Raw genomic sequence first — 22,188 nt, 5'->3', positions numbered from 1 at the left:
CATTGCATTTTCCCCGCGCCATCCCTCCTTAAATGAAATGGTTGTTGCGTGCGCCCCTTGAAGCCCAATTCCCCTCCCAGCCATGCCCTCCGTATCCTGCTCGGTTGCGCGTTGATGTTGGTGCTATTGACGACCGTGATATGCCGCATGGCAGGCGCACACGAACGAGACCAGGAGCTTGCATCGTTAAAATCGCGTATGGAAGCGTCTTCCGGACTGCGGGCGGCGACCTTATCGAGAGACATAGACCGGCTGCGGCTGGATGTCCGCTTTCTGGCAAAGCTGCCTCCGGTACAAGGCATCATGCGGGCGATCGGCAACGGTGGATACGATGCAGCCGAGAAAACTCCGGGCGCGTTGTGGAAGACGAGTCTGGAGGCGATTTTCAGCAGCTACATTGAGACCAATCCCGACCTGACGCAGGTGCGCTTCATCGGCGTTGCCGACAATGGCTTGGAATTAGTGCGGGTTGATCGTCGGAACAACAATATCGTCGTTGTGCCAGTTAATCAATTGCAGCCCAAAGGCGACCGCGATTACTTTCAAGCGGTACTGCAGCTGGCGCCTGGTCAGGTCCATGTTTCCGACCTCAACCTCAACCGTGAACATGGCCACATCGAGTTCCCCTACGTCCGCACCCTGCGCACCAGCACGCCGGTGTTCGCGCCCGATGGAACCCTCTTTGGGATGATCGTCATTAATCTGGACATGCAATCGGCGTTCGCTGAGCTGGCCGGCAACTCGTCCAAAAATATTCACGTCTATCTGACCAATGCCCAAGGTGACTACGTGCTCAATCCTGAGGCGGGCCACACCTTTGGCTTCGACTTGGGGCAACGGTGGCGTTGGCAAGATGAGCATCAGTTGTTATCCGCCGCCGCCGGGCAGCCCCGCGCCATGCAGGTGTTTTCCGCTGCCGATGGACTTGAACATGTGGTGCAACGTACCATCGCGCTCGATGAGCGCGATCCCCATCGCTTCCTCACGCTGACCCTGGTGCAGTCCGATGCTGTCATCGCGGGCATGGTGGCCAGTACCGAGCTCATTGTGCTTGGCATTATCTTGGGCGGCATTGTTATCGCAAGCATCATCGCCTTTGTCTTTGTGCGGCTGAAGACGGCCGCCGGTGAAAAACGCGCGGAGTTGGCCGCTATTGTGGAAAGTTCGCATGACGCCATTATCGGTAAAACCTTGCAAGGCAAGGTCACCAGCTGGAACCACGGCGCCGAGGAAATGTTTGGCTACTCCAGCGCAGAGGCGACCGGGCAGCTATTGGCCAGTTTAATCATACCGCTTGAATTTCGTGAACAAGAGGTTGATATTTTGGCACGGATGGGAAGGGGGGAACGGATTGACAATCTGATCACGACCCGGCACCGCAAAGACGGCACCAAGATCGATGTGTCGGTGATGGTGTCACCGATTCGCAACGATCGTGGACTCGTCACCGGCGCCGCCAAGACGGTGCGCGACATTAGCGCACAAAAGGCGATCGAAACGGAAATATTGACCTTGAACGCCACGCTGGAGCAACAAGTCAGTGACCGCACCGCTGACATTCAAAGTTACCTTGTGATACAACAAGCTATTTTAAACAGCGCAGGATATGCCATCATCGCCACCGATCAGGCCGGCATCATTACGGTATTTAATCCAGCTGCTGAGCGCATGCTCGGTTATAGCGCCGGCGAGGCTATCGGCAAGTTGAAGTGGGAAATTTTTCACGATCCGGCCGAAGTGACTGAGCGTGCTGCGCAATTTTCCGCAGAACTCCAGGAAGCCGTCGCGCCTGGTTTTGACGTGTTCGTCATCAAAGCGTTGCGTGGCATGCCCAACGAATATGAGTGGACGTATGTACGCAAGGATGGGCTGCGCCTTCCCGTCTTATTGTGTGTGACTGCACTGAAAACACAGACTGGCGATATCTTTGGCTATCTGGGCGTGGCTGCGGACCAGAGCGAACGCCACGCGGCCGAACAGGCATTGGAAGCGAAAAGCCGGTTTTTGAATACCCTGAGCGCCAATCTTCCCGGATTGGTCGGCTATTGGGATCGCGAGTTGCGCTGCCGGTTCGCCAATATTGCGTATCTGGATTGGTTTGGTAAAACCCGGGAACAAATGGACGGTATTTATCTGCAAGACGTGTTGGGGGAGGCGGTATTCCAGCAAAATTCCCCGCACATCAACGCGGCCCTGCGGGGCGAAACCCAAAACTTTGAGCGTACCCTGACAAAAACAGATGGCAGTACCAAAAATACTTGGGCGCATTACATTCCTGACATTGACCATGGCATGGTGCGCGGTTTTATCGTGCTGGTAACGGATGTTACTGAGCTCAAGCAAGCCCAGATCGCCCTGGAGGCACTCAATCACGACCTGCAATTGCGCACCCGTGATCTGGAACGTACGGGCCAGATCGCCGGCGTGGGCGCCTGGACGGTATACCTGAAGGAAAATAAGATCGTGTGGTCGGATCAAGCTTGCCGTATGCATGACATGCCAAAAGGATATAGCCCGACGATGGAAGAAGCCATCCGTTTCTATGCCCCCGAAGCGCGCCCGGTCATCCGAGCGGCGCTGCAACAGGCGTTGGACAAGCATTTGCCATGGAATTTGGAGTTGCCGCTCATAACAGCCCAGGGCCGTCCAGTCTGGGCGCGCGTGGTCGGCGAGGTGGAGTTGGACGACAGCGGAAACCCTTTGCGCCTGGTGGGCGCATTTCAGGACATTACTGAGCGACGACTGGCCTCCGCCGCCTTGAACGCAGCGCGCGACCAGCTGGTGATGGCGTCCCACGTGGCCGGGCTGGGCATCTGGGCCTGGGAGCTGGCCGACAATGCCCTGGAGTGGAATGACCGGATGTACGCCTTGTACGATCTGCCCAAGTCGCTCAGGCACACGGGCTTGAATTATGAACACTGGCGCAGTTGCGTGCACCCGGACGACGTCGAGGCGACGGCGGCCCAGCTGCAGGCCGCCGTCGAAGGGCGCGCCACCTACGACCCTGTGTTCCGCGTGGTCCATACCAATGGCGATGTGCGCCATATCCAGGCCGGTGCGTATATTGAACGTGACGCCCAGGGCAAAGCGGTGCGCGTGACCGGCATCAATCTCGATGTGACGGACCATATCGAGATTGAGTCGAGCTTGCGGGCGGCCAAGGAGCTGTCGGATTCGGCCAATCGCGCCAAATCGGAATTTCTGGCTAATATGAGCCACGAAATTCGCACGCCCATGAATGCCATTCTGGGCATGCTGCAGCTGCTGGCGCAGACCGGGCTCACTCATCGGCAGGGCGATTACGTCGGCAAGGCGGACACTGCCGCGCGCACGCTGTTGAGTATCCTTAATGACATTCTGGATTTGTCCAGAGTGGAAGCCGGTAGGTTGACCTTGGACCCGCATCCCTTTGACCTTGACCGGCTGTTGCGCGATGTGTCGGTGATCTTGTCAGCCAATTTAGGTAACAAAGACGTCGAAGTGCTGTTTAAAATCGATCCGGCGATGCCGCGCTGGATCGTCGGCGACGCACTGCGGCTGCAGCAAATTTTGATTAATTTGGCCGGCAACGCCATCAAATTTACCGAACGCGGCGAAGTCGTGTTGTCCGTGACAATGCAGGCGAAAGAGCCCCGGCTCGCGTTGTTGGTTGCCGTACGCGACACGGGGATCGGTATCTCGCCGGAGCAATGCGCGCGTATTTTCCAGGGTTTTTCGCAAGCGGAGGCTTCCACCGCGCGCCGCTATGGTGGCAGTGGCCTGGGACTTGCCATCAGTGAGCGGCTGGTGCAATTGATGGGCGGCACCTTGGCCGTCGACAGCGTCATTGGCCAGGGCAGCACATTTTATTTTACGATCGACTGCGCGCGTGCCGACGAGCCTGAACTGCAGGGACGGCAGGGCGGCACCATCGACATGCAAGACTTGCATTGCCTCGTGGTGGACGACAATGACTGCGCCAGACAGATATTGCAGGACATGTTGCAATCGTTCGGCTGGTCGGTCGACACCGCCAGCTGCGGCAGCGAGGCTCTGCATCTCATTGGGCAACATGCCAAGGACCCGGAATACGATGTGATCTTTGTCGACTGGCGCATGCCCGACATGGATGGATGGGAAACCTGCGAACGGATACGCCAGTTGTTGCGGCCGGACATCACTTCCATGGTGATGATGGTGACGGCGCATGGGCGCGAACTGCTGGCGCAACGACAAGGCCAAATGCCCAGTCTGTTTGACGGCTTTCTGGTCAAGCCGGTGACCGCGTCCATGCTCTTTGATGCCGTCGCCGAGAGCCGCCTCAGTTTGGAGAAGGTCATTCCGATCGCAGCGCGGCCGATGGTGAGCCAGCAGCGTCTGGCTGGGCTGCGCATCTTGGTGGTGGAAGATAACCTGATCAATCAGCAAGTCGCACATGACCTGTTGAGTAACGATGGTGCCATGGTCTCGGTCGCCGCCAGCGGGCAGGCAGGTATCGACGCCATTCATGGCGCCGTTCACTTATTTGATGTCGTGCTGATGGACATACAAATGCCGGATATGGATGGCTATGCCGCGACCCGCATCATACGTCAACAATTCACCCAGGAAGCATTGCCCATTATCGCGATGACAGCCAATGCGATGCCATCGGACCGCGACGCGGCCTTGGCCGTCGGCATGAATGATCATGTCGGCAAACCATTCGATCTGGCGCAACTGATCCGGGTCATTCTGCAACACACGAAGTGCGGTCTACCCCGCAATGCGGTCATCACGTCAGAGGGGGCAACGCCAGATGAGCCGGGTAATTTGGACGTGACATCGGCCCTGCGTCGCTTAGGCGGGAGCGCCCCCATTTATCAACGGGCACTCAAGGGCTTCATTCAGGAAGTGGGCAGCTTTGAATCGGGTTTTCGGACGGCCATACAAGACAAGCAGTATGGTGACGCCCATCGTATTTTACATACCATGAAGGGTATTGCCGGGACCATCGGTGCCAATCGGCTTGCCGAGATGGTCATCGAAGAAGAGCGGTTGTTGGAGCAGCAGGCATCCAGCGACACTTGGCGTGAACTGGATGAATTATGGCTGCTGGCGAAGCGGGTCATCGAGGCGGCCAGGCAGTATCTGGCGCAGATGGCTGCGCCGACCAATGTCGCGCCCCCCACGCCGCCATTGGACATCTCGGTTCTACGTGCTCGGACCGTAGAACTGCAGCAATTGCTCGCTGCTGGAGACCTGAAGGCCGACGACGCGTTCGGGCGGTTACAGGACGCGTTCGGCACACTGATGCCGGACGAATTTGCCTTGATCGAGGAAAGCATTGAAGCCTTACATTATCTGAAGGCGAGCGAGCTATGCAATCGGCTATTGGAGGCCATCAGGATCGCCCCAGGCGGCGACCTGTCGCTGTAAGGACATGCATAAAATGGGCAGGAACAGCATCCAGCCGTTGCTCGGCCAGGACCCGTACAAGGCGGCGCCGCATCTCCGCGACACGCTGCGCGCGAAGATGAGGGGCGAGGGATGGCAAGCCGCTCAGGCCAACGTCGCTCGCTAGGTCGGCATCTTGTCGCGCGGAAGGCTGATCATGAAGACGCAACCCTTGCCGGGAATATCGCGCACGGTCAGTTGCCCTCCATTGGCGGTAATGCTTTGTTTTGCGATGGTCAACCCCAAACCGATACCGCTCCTGTCCGTTCCGGCCTGGCTGAATGGCAAGAACATGTGTTCCGCGACACCCGCGCCCAGGCCGCCGCATTCGTCCTGGACGTCGATATGGATGCGATTTCCGGAAGCATAGGCCGTCAGCACGATTTCCGTCCCGGGCTCGGTGAACTTGAAGGCGTTTTGCAGCAGATTGGCCACCGCCGCAATGAGCAAATCCCGGGTTCCGACCAGGGCCAGCGTAGGGTCAACCGGGGCGACCCGCAATGTACAGCCGTGCATTTTCGCCGACAGCGATGCGGCGTTGTCGATCTCGGTGATCAGTTCGCCCAAGGAAAACGCATCGAGCACGATATTGCTGGGACCCACGGTCCTGACATCTTCCAGCGAGGTGCTGATCAGCTTTTCCAGGGCGGTCAGGCTGCGCTCCAGAATGGTGCCGGTGGCGCCGCCGAGACTCAGGTTTCCCTGCTTGGCAGCGGAAAAGGCCAGGGAAGCCGTCCCCAGCAGGTTGCGCAGTTCATGCGCGAAATAGCCCATTTTTTCGCGTGTGTCCGAGGCGTGCGCATCGGCGACGATCGCATCTTTCAGGAAACTGAATTCGGTGACCGCTTCGGCAATGGCGTTGTCGAGACAACGATTCAAGGTGCGAAATTCGTCCACTTCGAACGGCGCCTTGCGTTCCACGGCAAGGTCGGTGATCGCCTGGCACAGGTCGCCGTAATCGTGGACAACCTGGTCGACACTCAGCCCCATGGCCAACAAGTCCTTGCCGTGGCGTGCGGCCGACACGCTCACTTCCGACAAGGCCGCGCCACCACCGGCCGGTCCGGACACGCGCCGGCTGTCGCTTGGCGTGGTGGTCTGCTCGATGCGCAGGGTGCTGATCAATTGGTCGAGGAAGAGGGGAATGCCATCTTCGAGCTGCTCATCGGTGGCGGAGCGGCCGGGCCGCGCGCCGACCTTGACCCGGCACCGGCGCGCCAGTTCGTCGTGGTTGTCCGCCAAAAAATCATGCATCATAAGGAGCCTTGCGCCTCAAGGCTGGCTTGAGGCAAACATCGCAGATGTGCCAAGCAATCTTGACGATTATTTATCTTAGCATTGCCGGATTGGCGCACCGCAATACTATCGGTATCTTTCGTCGAGTTACCAAGAGGGCGAGCATGGACAATTATGTCATGCCAGCAAACGTCAAGCCAGCATGCGCTCATGCAATTCCGCAGGGGCGTCGTCATACAATTTGACCACGGTCGAGGTGCGCGTGCCGTAGCCCGGAATTTCGATGCACACCGCCGACAGGCCCCGTTCCAGATCAAGCGCGATGCCGGTGTCGGGCAAGCGCATGTCGGCCGCCCGGGTGGTATCGGCCAGCATCTCGAAATACGCATCTTCCGGCGCGCCCTGGCACAAGAGGCTGGCAAACTGCGCCTTGGTACGCACGACTTTCGGCCACGGCGCATCCAGCAAGCTGTTGGAAATGCCGTAAATGCCCGGTTCCAGCGCCTGCCCGTTGCGCGCATCGCTCGCGCCGCGATTGGAGAACCAGTACATGCCAGTACGGTCGCCCAGCACCAGGTTGAAGCCGTTGTATGCGGCGCTGCCGCCGGCGATCTGCGCGAGATAGTCGGCGGCCGTCATCGTGCCCGCCAGATAATCGGCCACCAGCGCCCCGCGCGAGGGGGCATCGGTGCGGCGTTCTTCCGGCGCCCGGATATTGGTCAGCGCCGCGAAGCGCGGGCCGTTGGCGCCATCTTGCGTGATGCCCATCCAGCTGCCGCCGAATTTGAGGTCGCGCCCGGCATAGATGTTGGGATGCTCTGGCCACACCCCGGCCGGAGCCGTCGGGCGGTCATAGAATTCGTCGCGGTTGGCGGCGGCGATCAGGGGCACGCCGGGAACGACCTGCCATGCAAAAACAATCAGGCACATGTGCTTATATCCGTAAAAACTTCGGTGTGGCGCGGGCCGTCGGTGAACTCGTCTAGTCCGGCGTGCTGAAGCGCCGCCGCCAGTGCATCGTCGAACCCGTCCGGGGTGGCGAGGTAGATTTCCATCCAGGTCTGGCGCCCATCCTGCGCACCGGGACGGCGCTTGAGCGTGCCCGTCACGCCGCACTGCGCGGCCAGCGCGCCCTGCATGGCGCGCACGCGCGGGCCAAGCTGCTGCGTGTGCTCGTCGCGCACCTTGTAGTAAATATAGAGATCGACCATGGCAGGCTTACAGGTCGAGGGCGTCGAGCGCGTAGGGCATGGGTAGCAGGCGCAAGGGCACGCCGCTGGCCGAGCCGAGGCGTACCTCGCCTTGCTCGATGGCCGCCAGTTTCATTTCCACCAGCGCATCGACACCGCCGGAGCCGTTCGGTGCGCTGTTGACGATCATGCCGCAGGGCTGGTCGGGGTCGTCAACGGCAAAGACGTCATCGCCGCTGATGGCCGGTGCGTCGATGGCGGCCAGCGCCGTACGGCGCTTGAGTTTGCCCAAATACTGGCTGCGCGCAACGATTTCCTGGCCCGGGTAGCAGCCTTTCTTGAAATTGACGCCGCCCAGCAGCTCAAAATTGACCATTTGCGGAACAAATTGCTCCTGCGTCTTGAGCGTGACCTGCGGCACGCCGGCGTGGATGTCGGCCAGGCGCCAGGCATCGGTGCCGGCGGCACGCAATCCGGCAGCCAAGGCCGGCCATGCCGCCTGGGCCGCCTCTGGTGTCGCCAGCCATTGGTAGCGGGCGCTGCCGAAGGCGTCGGCCACGCGGATCAATGTGCCGAGCGGGTGATCGATGCGGGAATAGGGCGTTGGCGGCAGCGCGCCGAACAGGGGCGCCAGCGCCGCCTGGGCCGCCGCGCCGCCGATGCCGAGCAGTACCTGTCCGGCGCCGGCGTCGCTCAGTTTGGCTTTGGCGCGCAAAACGAACATGGACAGGCGCTTTTGCAGCGCCGGCTGGATGTCGCGCGCGAGCTGCAGAAAGACCGACTCGCTGGTGCGCCACATCAGGAACGTCGCCTGCAAGCGGCCTTTGGGCGAGCAGTAGCCCGCCAGGCGCGCTTCGGCCAGGCCGAGGTGTTCGACGTCGTTGGTCAGCTGGTTGTGCAGGAAGCTGGCGGCGTCGTCGCCCGTGACCGCGATCAGGCCCTGGTCGGTGATGGGCGCCACGAAGCCCGGCGCGAGCTCGGCCACGCCCAGCGAATGGCCGAAGTCGGACAGGTTTGCGCTGCCGTCTTGCGCGAGGCGGGCGCCCTGCGCCGAGAGATATTCATTCCAGTTGTTCATAAATTCCAAATATTTCCCGATTTAAGCTTTATCATTACGGCCTCATTATAGAGTTGTCGCGCAAATCGCGTCGGCAACGGCGAAAACCACAGAATCGAGTACGGTCTTGTTCAAAAAATTACTCATATTGGCGCTCCTGCTGTGCACCGCAGCGATGACGTACTTCTTCAATTGGGCCAAGGAGCCGATCACCACGTCCGGCGATCCGATTGCGTTTACGGTCGAGCCCGGTAGCAGCGTCGGTGCCGCGGCCCAGCAGATCGCCGAGGCCGGCGCCCCCGTCAATCCCTTCCTGTTGTCGATGCTGGCGCGCGCCACCCAGACCGCCTCGAAGATCAAGGCCGGTACCTACGAGCTCAAACCGGGCACCTCGCCGCGCCGCCTGCTCGACCAGCTGGTGCGCGGCGAATTCGCCCAGGAATCGCTGACCATCATCGAAGGCTGGACCTTCAAGCAGATGCGCCAGGCGGTGGCGGCCAACAAGGGCCTCAAGCACGATACGGCGGACTTGTCCGACACCGAGCTGCTGGCCAGGATCACCACCGCCTACAAGGCGCCGGAAGGCTTGTTCTTCCCTGATACGTATCTGTTCGCCAAGGGATCGAGCGACTTGCACATCTACAAGCAGGCGCATGCCTTACTGATGAGCCGCCTGGGTGCCGCGTGGGAAAAGCGCGATCCGAGCTTGCCGTACGAAAATCCCTACCAGGCGCTGGTGATGGCCTCGATTGTCGAAAAAGAAACCGGCCAGAAGTCGGAGCGCGCCATGATCGCCGGCGTCTTCGTCAACCGCTTGCGGCTCGGCATGATGCTGCAGACCGATCCGACCGTGATCTACGGGATGGGCGACAAATACACGGGCAATATCCGCAAGCGCGACCTCGAGACCGACACCCCTTACAATACCTATACCCGCACCGGCTTGCCGCCGACCCCGATCGCCCTGCCTGGCGTGCAATCCCTGGCGGCGGCGCTGGGGCCGGCCAAGACCGACGCCCTGTACTTTGTGGCGCGCAAGGACGGCAGCAGCCAGTTTTCCAGCAATTTGTCCGACCATAACCGGGCAGTGAATCAATACCAACGATAGGCGTTTCCCGTTCCATGACCGACAGTACCGCCTCAAGAGGCAAGTTCATCAGCTTTGAAGGCATCGACGGCGCCGGCAAGTCCACCCATATCGCCTTCGTCGGCGCGACCCTGGCAGCGAAGGGCAAGCGGGTCGTGTCGTCGCGCGAGCCGGGCGGCACCGCGGTCGGCGAAAAGCTGCGCGACATGCTGCTGCACGACAAAATGCACCTGGAAACCGAGGCGCTGCTGATGTTCGCCAGCCGCCGCGAGCACATCGCCCAGGTCATCGCACCGGCGCTGGAACGGGGCGACTGGGTCATTTCGGACCGCTTTACCGATGCCAGCTTCGCCTACCAGGGCGGTGGGCGCGGCCTGGACCGCGCCAAGATGGAGGCGCTGGAGCAATGGGTGCATCCGCATCTGCAGCCCGACCTGACCCTGCTGTTCGACGTGCCGCTCGATGTGGCCCGGGCGCGCCTGGACGCCACCCGCACACTGGACAAATTCGAGCAGGAAAAGGCGGATTTTTTTGCTGCATGCCGGACTGAATATCTGCGCCGCGCCGCTCAGTTTCCCGATCGAATTGTTGTCATCGATTCCACGCAATCGATCGCGGACATCCAGGCCATGCTCAGCGGCATCTTCGAAAAACTGCTGTAAGTGATTGATTAACATACGAATGTCGCGATGAGCAATACAATTTATCCCTGGCAGGCGAGCGCGTGGCAGCAGTTGCAGCTGATGCGCGCGCGGCTGCCGCACGCGATCCTGTTCCACGGCGCCGCCGGCACCGGCAAGGCCGGTTTTATCGAAGCCTTTGCCCAGTCCTTGCTGTGCGAAGACGTGCGTGCGGACGGCCACGCCTGCGGTAGGTGCGCTTCCTGCGGCTGGTTTTCGCAGCAAAACCATCCCGACTACCGGCGCGTGCGTCCCGAAGCGCTGGAAGACGAGCCGCCGGCCGAGGGCGAGGAGGGGGCCGAGTCCGACGGCGGCAAGAAAACCAAGTCGGCCAAGGCGCCGTCGAAAGAGATCAAGATCGAGCAGATCCGCGCGCTGGCCGATTTCATGAACATCTCGACCCATCGCCAGGGGCTGCGGGTGGTGGTCGTGTATCCGGCCGAAGCGCTGAACATGCCGGCCTCGAACGCCTTGCTCAAGACCCTGGAAGAGCCGCCGCCGGGCACCGTGTTCCTGCTCTCGTCGAACAGCCTGGACCGGCTGCTGCCGACGATCCTGTCGCGCTGCCGCAAGTTCGCCCTGCCCATGCCCGACGAGGCTGCGGCGCTGGCCTGGCTCAAGGAGCAGGGACTGGCCGACGCCGACAGCTGGCTGCGCGAGCAGGGCGGCGCGCCGCTGGCCGCGCTGGCGCAATCGGAAACGGGCAACCGCGAGGATCTGGAAGCATTATTGCACTGCCTGGCGCATCCCAGCGTCGATGGCGCGCTGCGGACTGCCGAGAAATTGAGCAAAGCGCCACTGGCGACGTTGGTTTCTTGGACGCAGCGCTGGCTTTACGATCTGTTTTCCTACAAACTAGCGGGTAGTATCCGGTATTATCCACGTTACCAGAAGGAAATCGCCGTGCTCGCTGGCAAAGTGCACACCGCGAACCTGCTGCGCGCGATGAAGAATGCAAACGACCGGCGCGCGATCGCGGACCATCCGCTGTCGCCGAAATTGTTTGTCGAAGACCTGTTGCTTGATTACACTTCATGCTGTACCTGAAAGGATTTTAATGTCTGGCAACCCAACTGACCCGAGCGCTCCGCAAATCACGCGTCCTTCGGTCCTGTCGCTTGCCATCAAGGAAAAGGCGGCGCTGTATGCCGCGTATATGCCTTTCCTGCGCAACGGCGGCATGTTCGTGCCCACCGTAAAGCCGTACAAGATCGGCGACGAGATCTACCTGATTCTGGCGTTGATGGACGACACCAACAAGTATCCGATCGCAGGCAAGGTTGCCTGGATCACGCCTGCGGGCGCCAACAATAACAAGGCGCAGGGCATCGGCGTGCATTTCCCCGATGATGAAACCGGCCAGCGCGCCAAGTTGCGCATCGAAGAGATCCTGGGCGCCGCCCTGCGCTCGTCGCGCGCCACGCACACCTTGTAGAGCCCGGCCCATTAACCTGACTGTCACCGTTCGCCGTATGCCGTCTTTCGTCCACCGTCTTGCCCGTCCCGACGACTTGCCTGTCATCGTCGACATTTACAATTCGACCGTCGCCTCGCGCGAAGTGACCGCCGATACCGAGCCGGTGTCCGTTGTGTCGCGCCAGCAATGGTTCGATGACCACGACCCGGAGCGCCGTCCGCTGTGGGTACTGCACGCGGCCGACGATGCGCTCGCCAGCCCGGCCGTGATTGGCTGGATGTCGTATTCCAATTTTTACGGCCGTCCAGCTTATGCGGGCACCGCCGAACTGTCGATTTACATCGCCGAAAGCTGGCGCGGCAAGGGCATCGGCCGTTATTGCCTGGAACAAGCCATCGCCTACGCGCCGAATATTGCCGTGCATACCTTGCTCGGTTTCATTTTCGGCCACAACGTCCCGAGCCTGGCGCTATTCAAGAAATTTGGCTTCGAGACCTGGGCCAATCTGCCCCGGGTGGCCGAGCTGGACGGCATCGAGCGCGACCTGATCATTCTGGGCAAGCGTATCGCCTAAGGTTTACAATGGCGGGATGTATATCGACTCCCACTGCCATATCAATTTTCCCGAGCTTGCCGTGCGCATGCCCGAGATTCTCTCCAAAATGGCCGAAAACAAGGTCACCCACGCCCTGTGCGTCTCGGTCGACTTGCCGGACTTTCCCCAGGTGCTGGCCCTGGCCGAGGAATATCCCCACATCTATGCCTCGGTCGGCGTCCACCCCGATTATGAAGATACGCCGGAACCTTCGGTCGACCAGCTGGTCGAACTGTCAGCGCATCCGAAAATCGTCGCCATCGGCGAAACCGGTCTCGACTATTTCCGGCTCCAGGGTGACCTGGAATGGCAGCGCGAGCGTTTTCGCGTGCACATCCGCGCTTCAAGAATCACGCGCAAACCCTTGATTATTCACACGCGCGCCGCCAGCGAGGACACCATCCGCATCATGCAGGAAGAGGGCGCGGGGACCGACAAGGGCGGCGTGGCGGGTGTCATGCATTGCTTTACGGAGTCACTGGAGGTAGCCGAGGCCGCCATTGCGATGGGGTTTTATATTTCGTTTTCGGGCATCGTCACGTTCAAGAGCGCCAAGCAATTGCAAGCCGTGGCGCGCGCCGTGCCGCTCGACCGCATCCTGATCGAGACCGATTCGCCTTACCTGGCGCCGGTACCGCACCGGGGCAAGATGAACGAACCGGGCTTTGTCTGCCATGTGGCGGAATACCTGGCGGTGCTCAAGGACGTACCGCTGGCAACGGTGGCGCAGCAGACGACGGATAATTTCTTCAATCTTTTCAAGGTAGTACGCAGCTAAGTTCGCGTTCAAGCTGAGATTGCTTCGGCAACTGGACGAATTCTGGTGTGCGAACAATTTTTTCAATGTTTTCAAGGCTGTAGGGAGTGAACTTCATGTTCAATCTGATCATCCGTTTGCTGCTTGCCGCCTCGCTTGCCATCCTTGGTGAGAACGCGGCAGCCGATCCGGTGCGCGACTTCGTGCTGGCCGCGCAGATGGACAACCCGTCCATGGTGAAGAAACTGCTGAAGAACGGCGTCAGTCCCAACACGGTCGACCCGCTCACGGGCGAAACCGTGCTGCTCCTCGCGCTGCGCGAGGGCGCCAACGATGTCGCCAACTTGCTGATCGGCCAGCCCGGCATCGACCTGGAACAGGCGGCACCGAACGGCAACCGCGCCCTGATGATGGCGGCATTCAAGCACAACAAGCCGGCGGTGCTGGCCTTGCTGGCCAAGGGCGCGATCGTCACCTATCCCGGCTGGACGGCGCTGCACTACGCGGCCGCCAGCGGCGACGACGACATCGTTCGCATCCTGCTCGACCATTACGCCTATATCGACGCCGAAACACCAAGCAAGCTGACCCCGCTGATGATCGCCGCGCGCGAAGGCCATGAATCGGCCGCCCGGCTGCTGATGCAGGAGGGCGCCGACGCCACCCTGAAGAATAACGAAAGCCTCACCGCCGCCCAGATCGCCGAGCGGGCCGACAAGCCGCGCATCGCCGACGCCATCAACGCCCATCTTTCCCTGACCCGGAAGGGCTTGTAGCGCATCGGGCGGCGTGCAAGCGCCGAACTGGCACGGAAAAGCGAGTTATCTCGCGGCATCGGATTGCTCCCATGTTGTTGATAATGATTCTGTCGTACTGATCAAGCCAGGCAAGGGCGCAGGACATCTGGGCCAGCACAGTTTGGCCGCCAATCCAAAGGAAAAACTTATGCTGAACGAACGCGAAATCGAAAGCTGCTATCTGGGGCAATTCATTCCTGTCCATTATCACCACAATATGTTGATGGACCAAAACCGGATGCACGGTTTCAAGTCAGCAATCCATTATGCGGTGTTCCCTGGCGCCAAGGTGCTGGAACTCGGGGGCGGCACCGGCGTGCTGTCGTGGTTCGCGGCCGCCAAGGCGGAAAAAGTCTACTGCGTCGAATTCAATCCCGACATGGTCAAGGAAGCGCGCAAGATGATGTCCATGAATCCCAACGGCCACAAGGTCGAGGTGGTGCATGCCGACGCCTTCGAATACCTGCCGCCGGAACCGGTCGATATCGTGATTTGCGAAATGATTCACGTCGGCATGCTGCGCGAAAAACAGGTGGAAGTGATCGAATCGTTCAAGCGGCGCTATCTGGCGCGCTTCGGCGGCCCGCTGCCGCGCTTTTTGCCGGAAGCGGTGATCATGGCGGTGCAGCCCTTGCAGCAGGAATACGATTTCGAAGGTTTTTACGCGCCCATCGTGCAGTTCCAGGAAACTACGGTGATCCATCCCGGCACGGTGGAACTGGCCCCGCCCTCGGTCTACAGCATCCTCGACTTCAGCCAGCCGCTCGATACCCGTATCGCTTGGGAAGGCAAGTTTTTGGTGGAGAAAAACGGGGTCGTCAACGCGATGCGTTTCATCACCAAGAATGTGCTGGCGGTCGTGAGTGAAGAAAACGCCACCATCGACTGGCTGAACCACTACATGACCTTGCCGCTGCAACAGGGCGTGCAATGCAAGGCCGGGGACGTGCTGCAAGTGAGTTTTCATTACCGCGCGGGCGGTTCGATTCCCTCGCTCGAAGCGGCAATCCGGGTTGACGTGCTGCACGCGGCGGTGCCGGACGCGGTCGAACGGGTCAAGGTCTACGCCTGATGGCGCAGGCCGAGGGCGGGGGCGGGCCAGGGCCGCCCCGCCATCCGGCCCAATGCATTTGCCGCGCGGCAGGCGAGCCCGTAAAATGGCGGCTTCAACCGTTTATTTAAGTGCTCCATGGAAAATATTGACCAGCGTTACCTCGTCCAGCAAAACAAACTCAGCGATGATGCGCTGAAACCGCCCGTGTTCGCCAAGGTCATGCGCAGCAAGGAAGGCAAGTTCGAGGGTGTTTCCTTTATCAAGAACAAGGAAAAAGCGACCATCATGACCGTCGAGCAAGCCCAGGAAGTCATCGACTGGGCCTCGAACAAGAAGTCCAACGCCCACGAGTACGCCACCAAGATCATTTGCGTCGGCCAGTAAATCCCGTTTATCCGTCTTTTTTGCGCTTTGCGCGCGCCAGCCTGCGCTTGGTCGCATCCGCATTGCCGGGTCGCTCCCATGTCCTTACAGTGAACTCACCTGAACTTTTCCGATAGGGAGAAAATGATGTTGAGTTTCCTGCTGTGGCTCGTGGTTCTCTTCCTTTGCTGGCCGCTGGCCTTGCTTGCGCTGCTGCTGTATCCGCTGGTGTGGCTGCTGCTTCTGCCATTCCGTCTGGTGGGCATCGGCGTGGAAGCCGTGTTCGAGCTCCTGCGCGCCATCGTCATGCTGCCGGCGCGGGTACTGCGCAGCAGCCCGGGGCGCTAGCCGGCCGGCGCCAAGCGCCCGCCGGATACCCCATTGCCCGCGTCAGGCGTGTTTCAAAGCCCGTGGCTTGGCGCCGGCGGCCCGGCGCGATGCGGCCGACGCTGGGGGACGCGCAGGCGCGGCCTGCCGTCCCTCGGCCTGGACTGCCTCATTTCCAAGTGTAAAGATACTCATCGCTTGCACCAGCGTGGCCGCCTGTTCCTGCAGGCTGCTCGACGCCGCCGCCGTCTGTTCGACCAGGGCCGCGTTTTGCTGGGTCATGTCATCCATCTGGGTGACCGCATCATTGATCTGTTCGATGCCGGCGCCTTGCTCGGCCGAGGCCACCGCGATCTCCGCCATGATGCTGGTGATGCGGGTGACGCTGCTCAGGATCTCACCCATCGCCGTGCCTGCCTCGTTGGCCAGCAGGTTGCCCGCCTCGACCCGGTCCACGCTGTGGCTGATCAAGACCTTGATTTCCTTGGCCGCCGAGGCGGAGCGCTGCGCCAGGTTGCGCACCTCGCTGGCCACCACGGCAAAGCCGCGGCCTTGCTCGCCCGCCCGCGCCGCTTCCACGGCCGCATTCAACGCCAGGATATTGGTCTGGAATGCAATGCCATCGATCACGGAGATGATGTCGACAATCTTGCGCGAGCCATCGTTAATCTCGCCCATGGTGTGCACCACCTGGGAGACGACCGAGGCACCCTTGGTGGCGGCTTGCGAGGCGCCAAGCACGAGTTCGTTGGCCTGATGGGCGTTGTCGGCGTTCTGCTTGACCGTGGAGGTCAGTTCTTCCATGGACGACGCCGTTTCTTCGAGGTTGGACGCCTGCGATTCGAGGCGGGCCGAGACATCGTTGTTGCCGGAGGCGATGTCGCGCGTGGCTGCGCTGATGTTGTCGATGCTGACCCGCACATCGCCGACGATGCCGCGCAGGCTATCGTTCATTTCTTTCAGCGCGCGCAGCATTTTACCCACTTCATTGTCGGCGCCGACATCGAACTCATTGACGAGGTTACCGCTGGCGACGCTTTGCGCCACCGCCACGGCATTATTGAGCGGCACCGTGACGGCATGGGTCACCAGCACGGTAAAGTAGCCGGAGACCGCCAGCAGGCCCAGCATGGCCACGAGCATGGTCCAGCGCTCCGTATAAAAATCGCCAATCTTGGCGATGAACATGGCGTCCAGATCGGCCTTGGCGGCGCTGTTGAGTGTGAACTGGGCGTCGATCGCGCGGGTGGCGGCGGCCACGTACTCGCTTGCGCTGTAGCTGAGCGTCTCCGGCTTGAGGATCTGGGCGGTGGCCAGTTCGGTGATCGCGGCCGACATCGACACCGCTTCATTCATCAGGGTGGACAAGCTCTTGCCGATCTCGGTGTTGTATGCCGCCGCCTTGCCGAAAGCGTTCGTGGTTTGCAGCACGCGGTCGTTGATGCGGCCGATCATCGATGAAATGATCTGCCGCTCTTCCTGGCTGGCTTCCTTCTTGCCGAGCAAGCCAGCGCCCTTGGCACGCAGTTGGCCGAGCTCTTCCGTCAAATAGGGAAGCTGGTAGTACATGGCCTGGATTAACTGGTAGGAATCCTTGTCGGGATCGAGGCTGAGCCCATAATAATCGCCGATCAGCTCGTTTATTTTCAGCAATTTGGCCAGCAAGGCAGTGTGCGCGGCGAAACTTTGCGGCACGGTAATCGTTTTTCCCGAGACGCCGGCACGCAAGGTTTCCCAATCGCGCTTGGGCACCGCCCACAGCTGCGAAATGGTCGTATCGTTGAGCTTGCCGATGAGGGCATCGACCGCCGTGTAGGCGGCATCCGCCTCGCGCTGTTTGGCGTCGCGCTTGGCGGCGGCCTCGCTGGTGCCGCCCAGCACCAGCGCCGACAAGCCGCGGTGTTGCTGGGTAAACTGGACCACGCGCAGCACGTTCGCCACGCCCGGCATGCCTTCCTGCTCGGAGGAGTAGGCCGACAGGGCCTTGCTGGCTTCCTTCATGTACAAATAGGTCGGGATGCTGGCCACGACAACCCCAATCACGCTCAGGATCAGATAGGTGTGCCACACTTTGAGCCTGCCGAGTATCGATTGCGCGGACATGATAACTCCTTCAATAAGGTCGATCAGGGAATGCGTCTTGAATGTTGCTCTGCGCAATCAATGAATCCATCATAGCTTTATCGATCTCAATATGCATCAAAACTCAGGGCACACTCAACAAACGTTTGCACAAAAAAGACATCTCATGTTGAATGCCTAACAGACGGGCAGGCGCGACTACCCTACATTGAGGCACGGACCCTGCCTCCATGCGGAAAGCAGGCGTTCGTCTTCTCATTTTTATAGGACACCATCATGCGCTTGGACATTTACCGCAGGGCCGAACACGACGGCAAGTACTCCTACCTGGCAGTTCCGCAAGATCGCAATATTCCCAATGAAGCCACGAATACGGACTGGGAAGTCGAGGCCAGGGCCTTCGAGATCGCGGACGAGGCCGACGGTCTTCCCGGCTATGCGATCGAACGCCTCAACGAGCAGATCGCCGAAAAAGGCTATGCGGTCACTGCGCTGCATTAATTGCCTACGTAACAGTGCCTGCTGGCGGCGCGCGCGGCATGCGCGCTGCCAGCGCCGGCAACGCTTTTCCTTCTTGCAATCACATCCGGAGCGCCGAACTGCGCAGCGCTATGCGCCCGCGAAGCCGCCGTCCGCCTGCGACACCATCATCCCGACCAGTTGTACGGGCGTTGCTACAATCCCGGCCGCGCCTTCGGCCTGGCTGAAACCGATGCTGGTCGCGTCGACAAAACTCGCCTGCGTCAGCGCGCTGTGCCAGTTCACGGTGGCCAGGTCGATCCTGCCCTGCATGGTCGCCTTGGCGTTGTCCGCACCCGCCAGGTCCTCGACCGAGTAGATCGTCGCGGCATTGCCGGTGTCGTCGACCAGCGCGACCACGTGCGTCATCGGATCGGCGTTGTAAGCGTTGAAGAGGGCGCTGATTTTTTCGGGCGTATCGTTGCCGCTGCCCGCCGGGAGGATGGTAATCGACTTGTTGATCGTCAGGTCGGATGTGAGCGTCTTGCCGCCCAAGGCCGTGAAGTCGAGGTGATCGATGCCGGCGCCATCTGGCTTGAAGCGGACGATGGTATCGTTGCCGAAGTGTTGGTCGAACACCACGGTATCGTTGCTCGACACCGCCTTGCTCGCCCCCACCCCCGTGCCCAGCACCACAACATCATTGCCCATGCCCGGCAGGATCAGGTTGTCGCTGGCCGCGCTGCTGGCCGCGCCGGTGATGCTGTGCACGGCGCGATGGTCGACCGCCATGGCGCTCGTGTAGTCGCCTTTCGCATTGAAGCTGGCCAGGGAGGTGTAAATTGCGTTGATCAAGTTGTCGGTCGACATGGCCTCGCCGGTCAGCCCGTAGGCCGCCGTCCAGGCGCTCAGCTGCGCGCTGCTCAGGCTGGCCGGCTCCAGCGCCCGCAGCGAGATGTTCAGGTCGGCCGTGTTCATCGCGCCGTCGATCAGCGCATGCACGATCAGCGCGTTGTCCGGGCCGTCCTCGGCCTGGAGCAGCTGGCTCAGTACCGGATCGTCATTGATGGCATGCTTGATGGCCTCGTTGATATCCTTGTCGGTCGGCATGGTCATGCTGAGCTGGGTTCCCACCGTTACCGTGCTGCTGATGCCCTGGAAGCTCACGCCGACCTTGGTGCCGGCCAGCTTGTAGGTATCCATCGCGTCGCTTTTCAGCGCGCCGAACTCGCGTGCCGGTGCCAGCAAGCCGGCCTGGTCGGCGGTGTTGAACACCCACTGCGCTCCAACATAGGTGGATCCGGTGGCGACGAACGCCGGTCCGGTGACGGCGGCGAGGACTTCCTGCAAACCCGCGTTGTCGGCGTAGATGGCATCGTTGCCATTACCACCGTCGAGCACGGCATCGCCGGCGCCGGGCTTGCGGATCGTATCGTTGCCGTCGCCACCGCTCAGGACGATGTTATTGTTCAAGTCCTGGCCGACCATCCAGGCGTTATTGCCTTGTACGGAAGGCAGGATGCGCAAGGTCAGCAGGTCGTTCCCGCCACCGCCCGCCATTTTGAACTGGAAATCGGCCATCCCGGCCGCGCGCGTGCCGTGCTTGGAAGCCATGTTGGACGTGATGTCCAGCATGAGATTGTCGTCGTTGTTGCCGCCAAGGTAGACGAAGTCGACGCTCTCGGTGAGCGCTCCGGTCTTGCTGCCGGGCTGGCCGATGTACTTGGCCACTGCCAGGTCGCTGACGATGGCCTCGATATCGACCTTGCCTTTCATGGCGCCGGCGTTGACCTGGCGCACGTCGTGGAAACCGTAGGTGTCGCCGTGCTGGGAACCGGTGCGCTCGCCGACCAGGCCGGGCAAGGGCTGGTCGGTACTGTCGGTGGCGCCGCGCACCGCCACGTCGCCCTTGGCCGCGCCGTTGACCAGGTTCACCGATTCAAGCTTGTTGTAGGTCGAATTGATGGTTTGCAGGCGGCTCGTGTTGTCGACGGTGATGTTGAACGCTTCCACGCCGGGCTGGGTGACGGCGCCGCTTGCCCGGGCGCCGATGACCAGGTCGCCGCCGGTGCCGCCACGGCCAACCCCATCGAGAACGACGGTGCTGGTAATGAGCGCGTGCCCCGCAGCGGCCGGTCCGACCGGGAACGACTTGTACATATAGTCATCGGAAGGGATCACTGGTGACAGCCAGCCCGAGGTGTTGTCGGTGGCCATGCTGCCGGTGCCCGGATTGGTGATCAGGATTTCCGTTCCGCTCAGCATGTGGCCGTAGCGCGTGTCGTACGCCTCGAACCTGTCGCCCAAGCTCACCACCAGCTTTTCCAGGCGCGGCGTGACGGCGATCTGCGCCCGGATGGCGGCGAGCAGCTCGGGATAGGTCTGGGCCTGGTCGATCGCGGGCGAGCGCACCTGCACCGGCGCACCGTCGAAGGTGAACGCAAAGCCGTCGTAAGGATTGTTTTGCAGGGGCGCGCCGCCAAGGTCGGCCGAGCGCGTATCCATCAGTTGCAGGCGCAAGGTTTGCCCGCCAGTGCCTGGGTTGAGCGCGCGCAGGGCCGCCGTATCGAAGTACACGCCGAAGTCGACATTGCCGGCATCGGTGCCGACCATGGCGACGGTGACATTTTCGGGCAACTGCGCGTTGGCGATGCCGGCGTGCTCGATGAGCAGGTCGCCGCGGCTGTGATTGCTTTCCCAGCGGGTCACGCCCTTCATCGACGCGGCGTCGATCTCGACCGGCACGCCGGCCGGTACGCCGGGGCTGACGCTTGGGTCGGCGCGCACGATCACGTTGTCGATGCCCACTGTTTCCGGCGCCAGCGCACCTGCCTGGAATACGCCAACATGGGCGCGCAGGGTGTCGATGCCATCGCCTGAGCTGATGCGGTCGCCCGACTGCAAGGTGTTGCCCTGGCTGGCGAGGTTGGCGACAAACAGCCTGGGGCCGCCGGCGCCGACCAGATTGTCGGCGCCCGTGGTCAGGGCGGTCGACATGGCCAGTTGCGCCAGGACGGCGGCGACAGCCGATTGGGATGCTCCCGGATCGGCCGTCGCGCTGACCCCGGCGAGCAGCTCGCGCCCTATCTGGGCGGCAATGGCACCGCGGTAAGCCTCGAATCCGGTCGCCGTGTCGAGGGCGGCCGTGAAATTGTCGGCGAAGATGACTTTCTGCTCGATCAGCGCGGCGTCGGCCCCCTTCGCGACGATGGCCCCGGTCAGGATCGAGTGCGCGGCGGCGGCCAGGGTCAGCGAGCCGCTATCGATCGCATTGGTCCAGAATGCGAGGCCGCCGGCATCCGGTGCGCGACCGAACAGGTAGTGGAAGATGTCGGTCACAAAGTGCGTGGTGCTGAAGTTCGTGGCGCGGGTGCCGTACAGGACGGTCGACTCGTCGCTCGTGCCGAAACTGTCCATCAGCGCGCGCACGGCCGGGTTCGACGAATAGGCGGCGTCGAGGTCGGACGTGGTGGTCGGCGCGCCAGCCGCGGCCAGCGCGGCGCTCATGTTGACTAGTCCGGCACCGTCGGCCGGGCGGCCAAAATAGGAAATATAGAGTTCTTGCGCTACTTTCGTATATGCACTTGCCGTGGCCATGGTCGGTCCTTGAAAGAGAGATGGAATGCAGGGTCAGCGCGACGATGGGACGTGCGGGCGCAGCCGGCCTTGCGA

At 61.3% G+C, this 22,188-nt stretch carries 18 protein-coding genes; 12 read left to right on the top strand and 6 right to left on the bottom strand.

Annotated features, from left to right (window positions below):
* Positions 1-198: 198 nt before the first annotated feature.
* Positions 199-5,397 carry a PAS domain S-box protein gene (locus IV454_RS24315; RefSeq protein ID WP_206088226.1) on the top strand — a complete coding sequence of 1,733 codons (5,199 nt, stop codon included), beginning with the start codon at positions 199-201 and terminating at the stop codon, positions 5,395-5,397.
* Positions 5,398-5,538: 141 nt separating this feature from the next.
* Here the strand turns inward: IV454_RS24315 and IV454_RS24310 are convergent, their stop codons facing one another.
* From IV454_RS24310 to ygfZ, 4 genes are all read right to left on the bottom strand, one after another.
* Positions 5,539-6,672 carry a sensor histidine kinase gene (locus IV454_RS24310; RefSeq protein ID WP_206088225.1) on the bottom strand — a complete coding sequence of 378 codons (1,134 nt, stop codon included), beginning with the start codon at positions 6,670-6,672 and terminating at the stop codon, positions 5,539-5,541.
* 171 nt (positions 6,673-6,843) lie between these two features.
* A complete protein-coding gene (locus IV454_RS24305; protein ID WP_206088224.1) occupies positions 6,844-7,581 on the bottom strand; it encodes an NRDE family protein in 738 nt (245 codons plus the stop codon).
* Positions 7,572-7,862 carry a DUF4936 family protein gene (locus IV454_RS24300; protein ID WP_206088223.1) on the bottom strand — a complete coding sequence of 97 codons (291 nt, stop codon included), beginning with the start codon at positions 7,860-7,862 and terminating at the stop codon, positions 7,572-7,574. Before IV454_RS24300 ends, IV454_RS24305 begins: the two co-directional genes overlap by 10 nt.
* A 7-nt stretch (positions 7,863-7,869) precedes the next feature.
* The gene (gene ygfZ, locus IV454_RS24295) at positions 7,870-8,919 is read right to left on the bottom strand and encodes a CAF17-like 4Fe-4S cluster assembly/insertion protein YgfZ (RefSeq protein ID WP_206088222.1); all 1,050 of its coding nucleotides are present in this window, start codon (positions 8,917-8,919) and stop codon (positions 7,870-7,872) included.
* A 106-nt stretch (positions 8,920-9,025) separates the two neighbouring features.
* Between ygfZ and mltG the strand changes: the two genes are divergently transcribed.
* The 10 genes from mltG to IV454_RS24245 all read left to right on the top strand — a co-directional run bounded on the left by mltG (position 9,026) and on the right by IV454_RS24245 (position 15,996).
* Positions 9,026-10,006: an endolytic transglycosylase MltG gene (mltG, locus tag IV454_RS24290; RefSeq protein WP_282961370.1), complete on the top strand. Its 981-nt coding sequence runs from the start codon at positions 9,026-9,028 to the stop codon at positions 10,004-10,006.
* Between the two features lie 14 nt (positions 10,007-10,020).
* Positions 10,021-10,647 carry a dTMP kinase gene (gene tmk / locus IV454_RS24285; protein WP_206088221.1) on the top strand — a complete coding sequence of 209 codons (627 nt, stop codon included), beginning with the start codon at positions 10,021-10,023 and terminating at the stop codon, positions 10,645-10,647.
* A gap of 27 nt (positions 10,648-10,674) precedes the next feature.
* Positions 10,675-11,712, top strand: a complete 1,038-nt coding sequence (locus tag IV454_RS24280) for a DNA polymerase III subunit delta' (protein ID WP_206088220.1) — start codon at positions 10,675-10,677, stop codon at positions 11,710-11,712.
* A 10-nt stretch (positions 11,713-11,722) separates the two neighbouring features.
* Positions 11,723-12,100 (top strand): PilZ domain-containing protein, encoded by a 378-nt coding sequence (locus IV454_RS24275; RefSeq protein WP_054262511.1) that lies wholly within the window; start codon positions 11,723-11,725, stop codon positions 12,098-12,100.
* 37 nt (positions 12,101-12,137) lie between these two features.
* The gene (locus IV454_RS24270) at positions 12,138-12,656 is read left to right on the top strand and encodes a GNAT family N-acetyltransferase (RefSeq protein WP_206088219.1); all 519 of its coding nucleotides are present in this window, start codon (positions 12,138-12,140) and stop codon (positions 12,654-12,656) included.
* A gap of 16 nt (positions 12,657-12,672) precedes the next feature.
* Positions 12,673-13,455: a TatD family hydrolase gene (locus IV454_RS24265; RefSeq protein WP_206088218.1), complete on the top strand. Its 783-nt coding sequence runs from the start codon at positions 12,673-12,675 to the stop codon at positions 13,453-13,455.
* Between the two features lie 95 nt (positions 13,456-13,550).
* Positions 13,551-14,210, top strand: a complete 660-nt coding sequence (locus IV454_RS24260; protein ID WP_206088217.1) for an ankyrin repeat domain-containing protein — start codon at positions 13,551-13,553, stop codon at positions 14,208-14,210.
* Positions 14,211-14,379: 169 nt separating this feature from the next.
* Complete coding sequence (locus IV454_RS24255; protein ID WP_206088216.1) at positions 14,380-15,303, top strand: class I SAM-dependent methyltransferase; 924 nt, start codon at positions 14,380-14,382, stop codon at positions 15,301-15,303.
* 117 nt (positions 15,304-15,420) lie between these two features.
* Positions 15,421-15,669 (top strand): hypothetical protein, encoded by a 249-nt coding sequence (locus tag IV454_RS24250; RefSeq protein ID WP_054262506.1) that lies wholly within the window; start codon positions 15,421-15,423, stop codon positions 15,667-15,669.
* A 126-nt stretch (positions 15,670-15,795) separates the two neighbouring features.
* The gene (locus tag IV454_RS24245; RefSeq protein ID WP_054264522.1) at positions 15,796-15,996 is read left to right on the top strand and encodes a hypothetical protein; all 201 of its coding nucleotides are present in this window, start codon (positions 15,796-15,798) and stop codon (positions 15,994-15,996) included.
* A 42-nt stretch (positions 15,997-16,038) separates the two neighbouring features.
* Here IV454_RS24245 and IV454_RS24240 read toward each other — a convergent pair whose 3' ends face one another.
* Positions 16,039-18,078 carry a methyl-accepting chemotaxis protein gene (locus IV454_RS24240; protein WP_206088215.1) on the bottom strand — a complete coding sequence of 680 codons (2,040 nt, stop codon included), beginning with the start codon at positions 18,076-18,078 and terminating at the stop codon, positions 16,039-16,041.
* A 255-nt stretch (positions 18,079-18,333) separates the two neighbouring features.
* Between IV454_RS24240 and IV454_RS24235 the strand changes: the two genes are divergently transcribed.
* The gene (locus IV454_RS24235; protein ID WP_206088214.1) at positions 18,334-18,558 is read left to right on the top strand and encodes a DUF6139 family protein; all 225 of its coding nucleotides are present in this window, start codon (positions 18,334-18,336) and stop codon (positions 18,556-18,558) included.
* A 108-nt stretch (positions 18,559-18,666) separates the two neighbouring features.
* Here the strand turns inward: IV454_RS24235 and IV454_RS24230 are convergent, their stop codons facing one another.
* Positions 18,667-22,113, bottom strand: a complete 3,447-nt coding sequence (locus tag IV454_RS24230; protein WP_206088213.1) for a DUF4214 domain-containing protein — start codon at positions 22,111-22,113, stop codon at positions 18,667-18,669.
* Positions 22,114-22,188 lie beyond the last annotated feature (75 nt).

Source organism: Massilia antarctica, assembly GCF_015689335.1.
GTDB classification, from domain to species: Bacteria; Pseudomonadota; Gammaproteobacteria; order Burkholderiales; family Burkholderiaceae_D; genus Telluria_A; species Telluria_A antarctica.
Note: the sequence above shows the minus strand (reverse complement) of the source record. Positions and strands in the feature narration are given on the sequence as shown.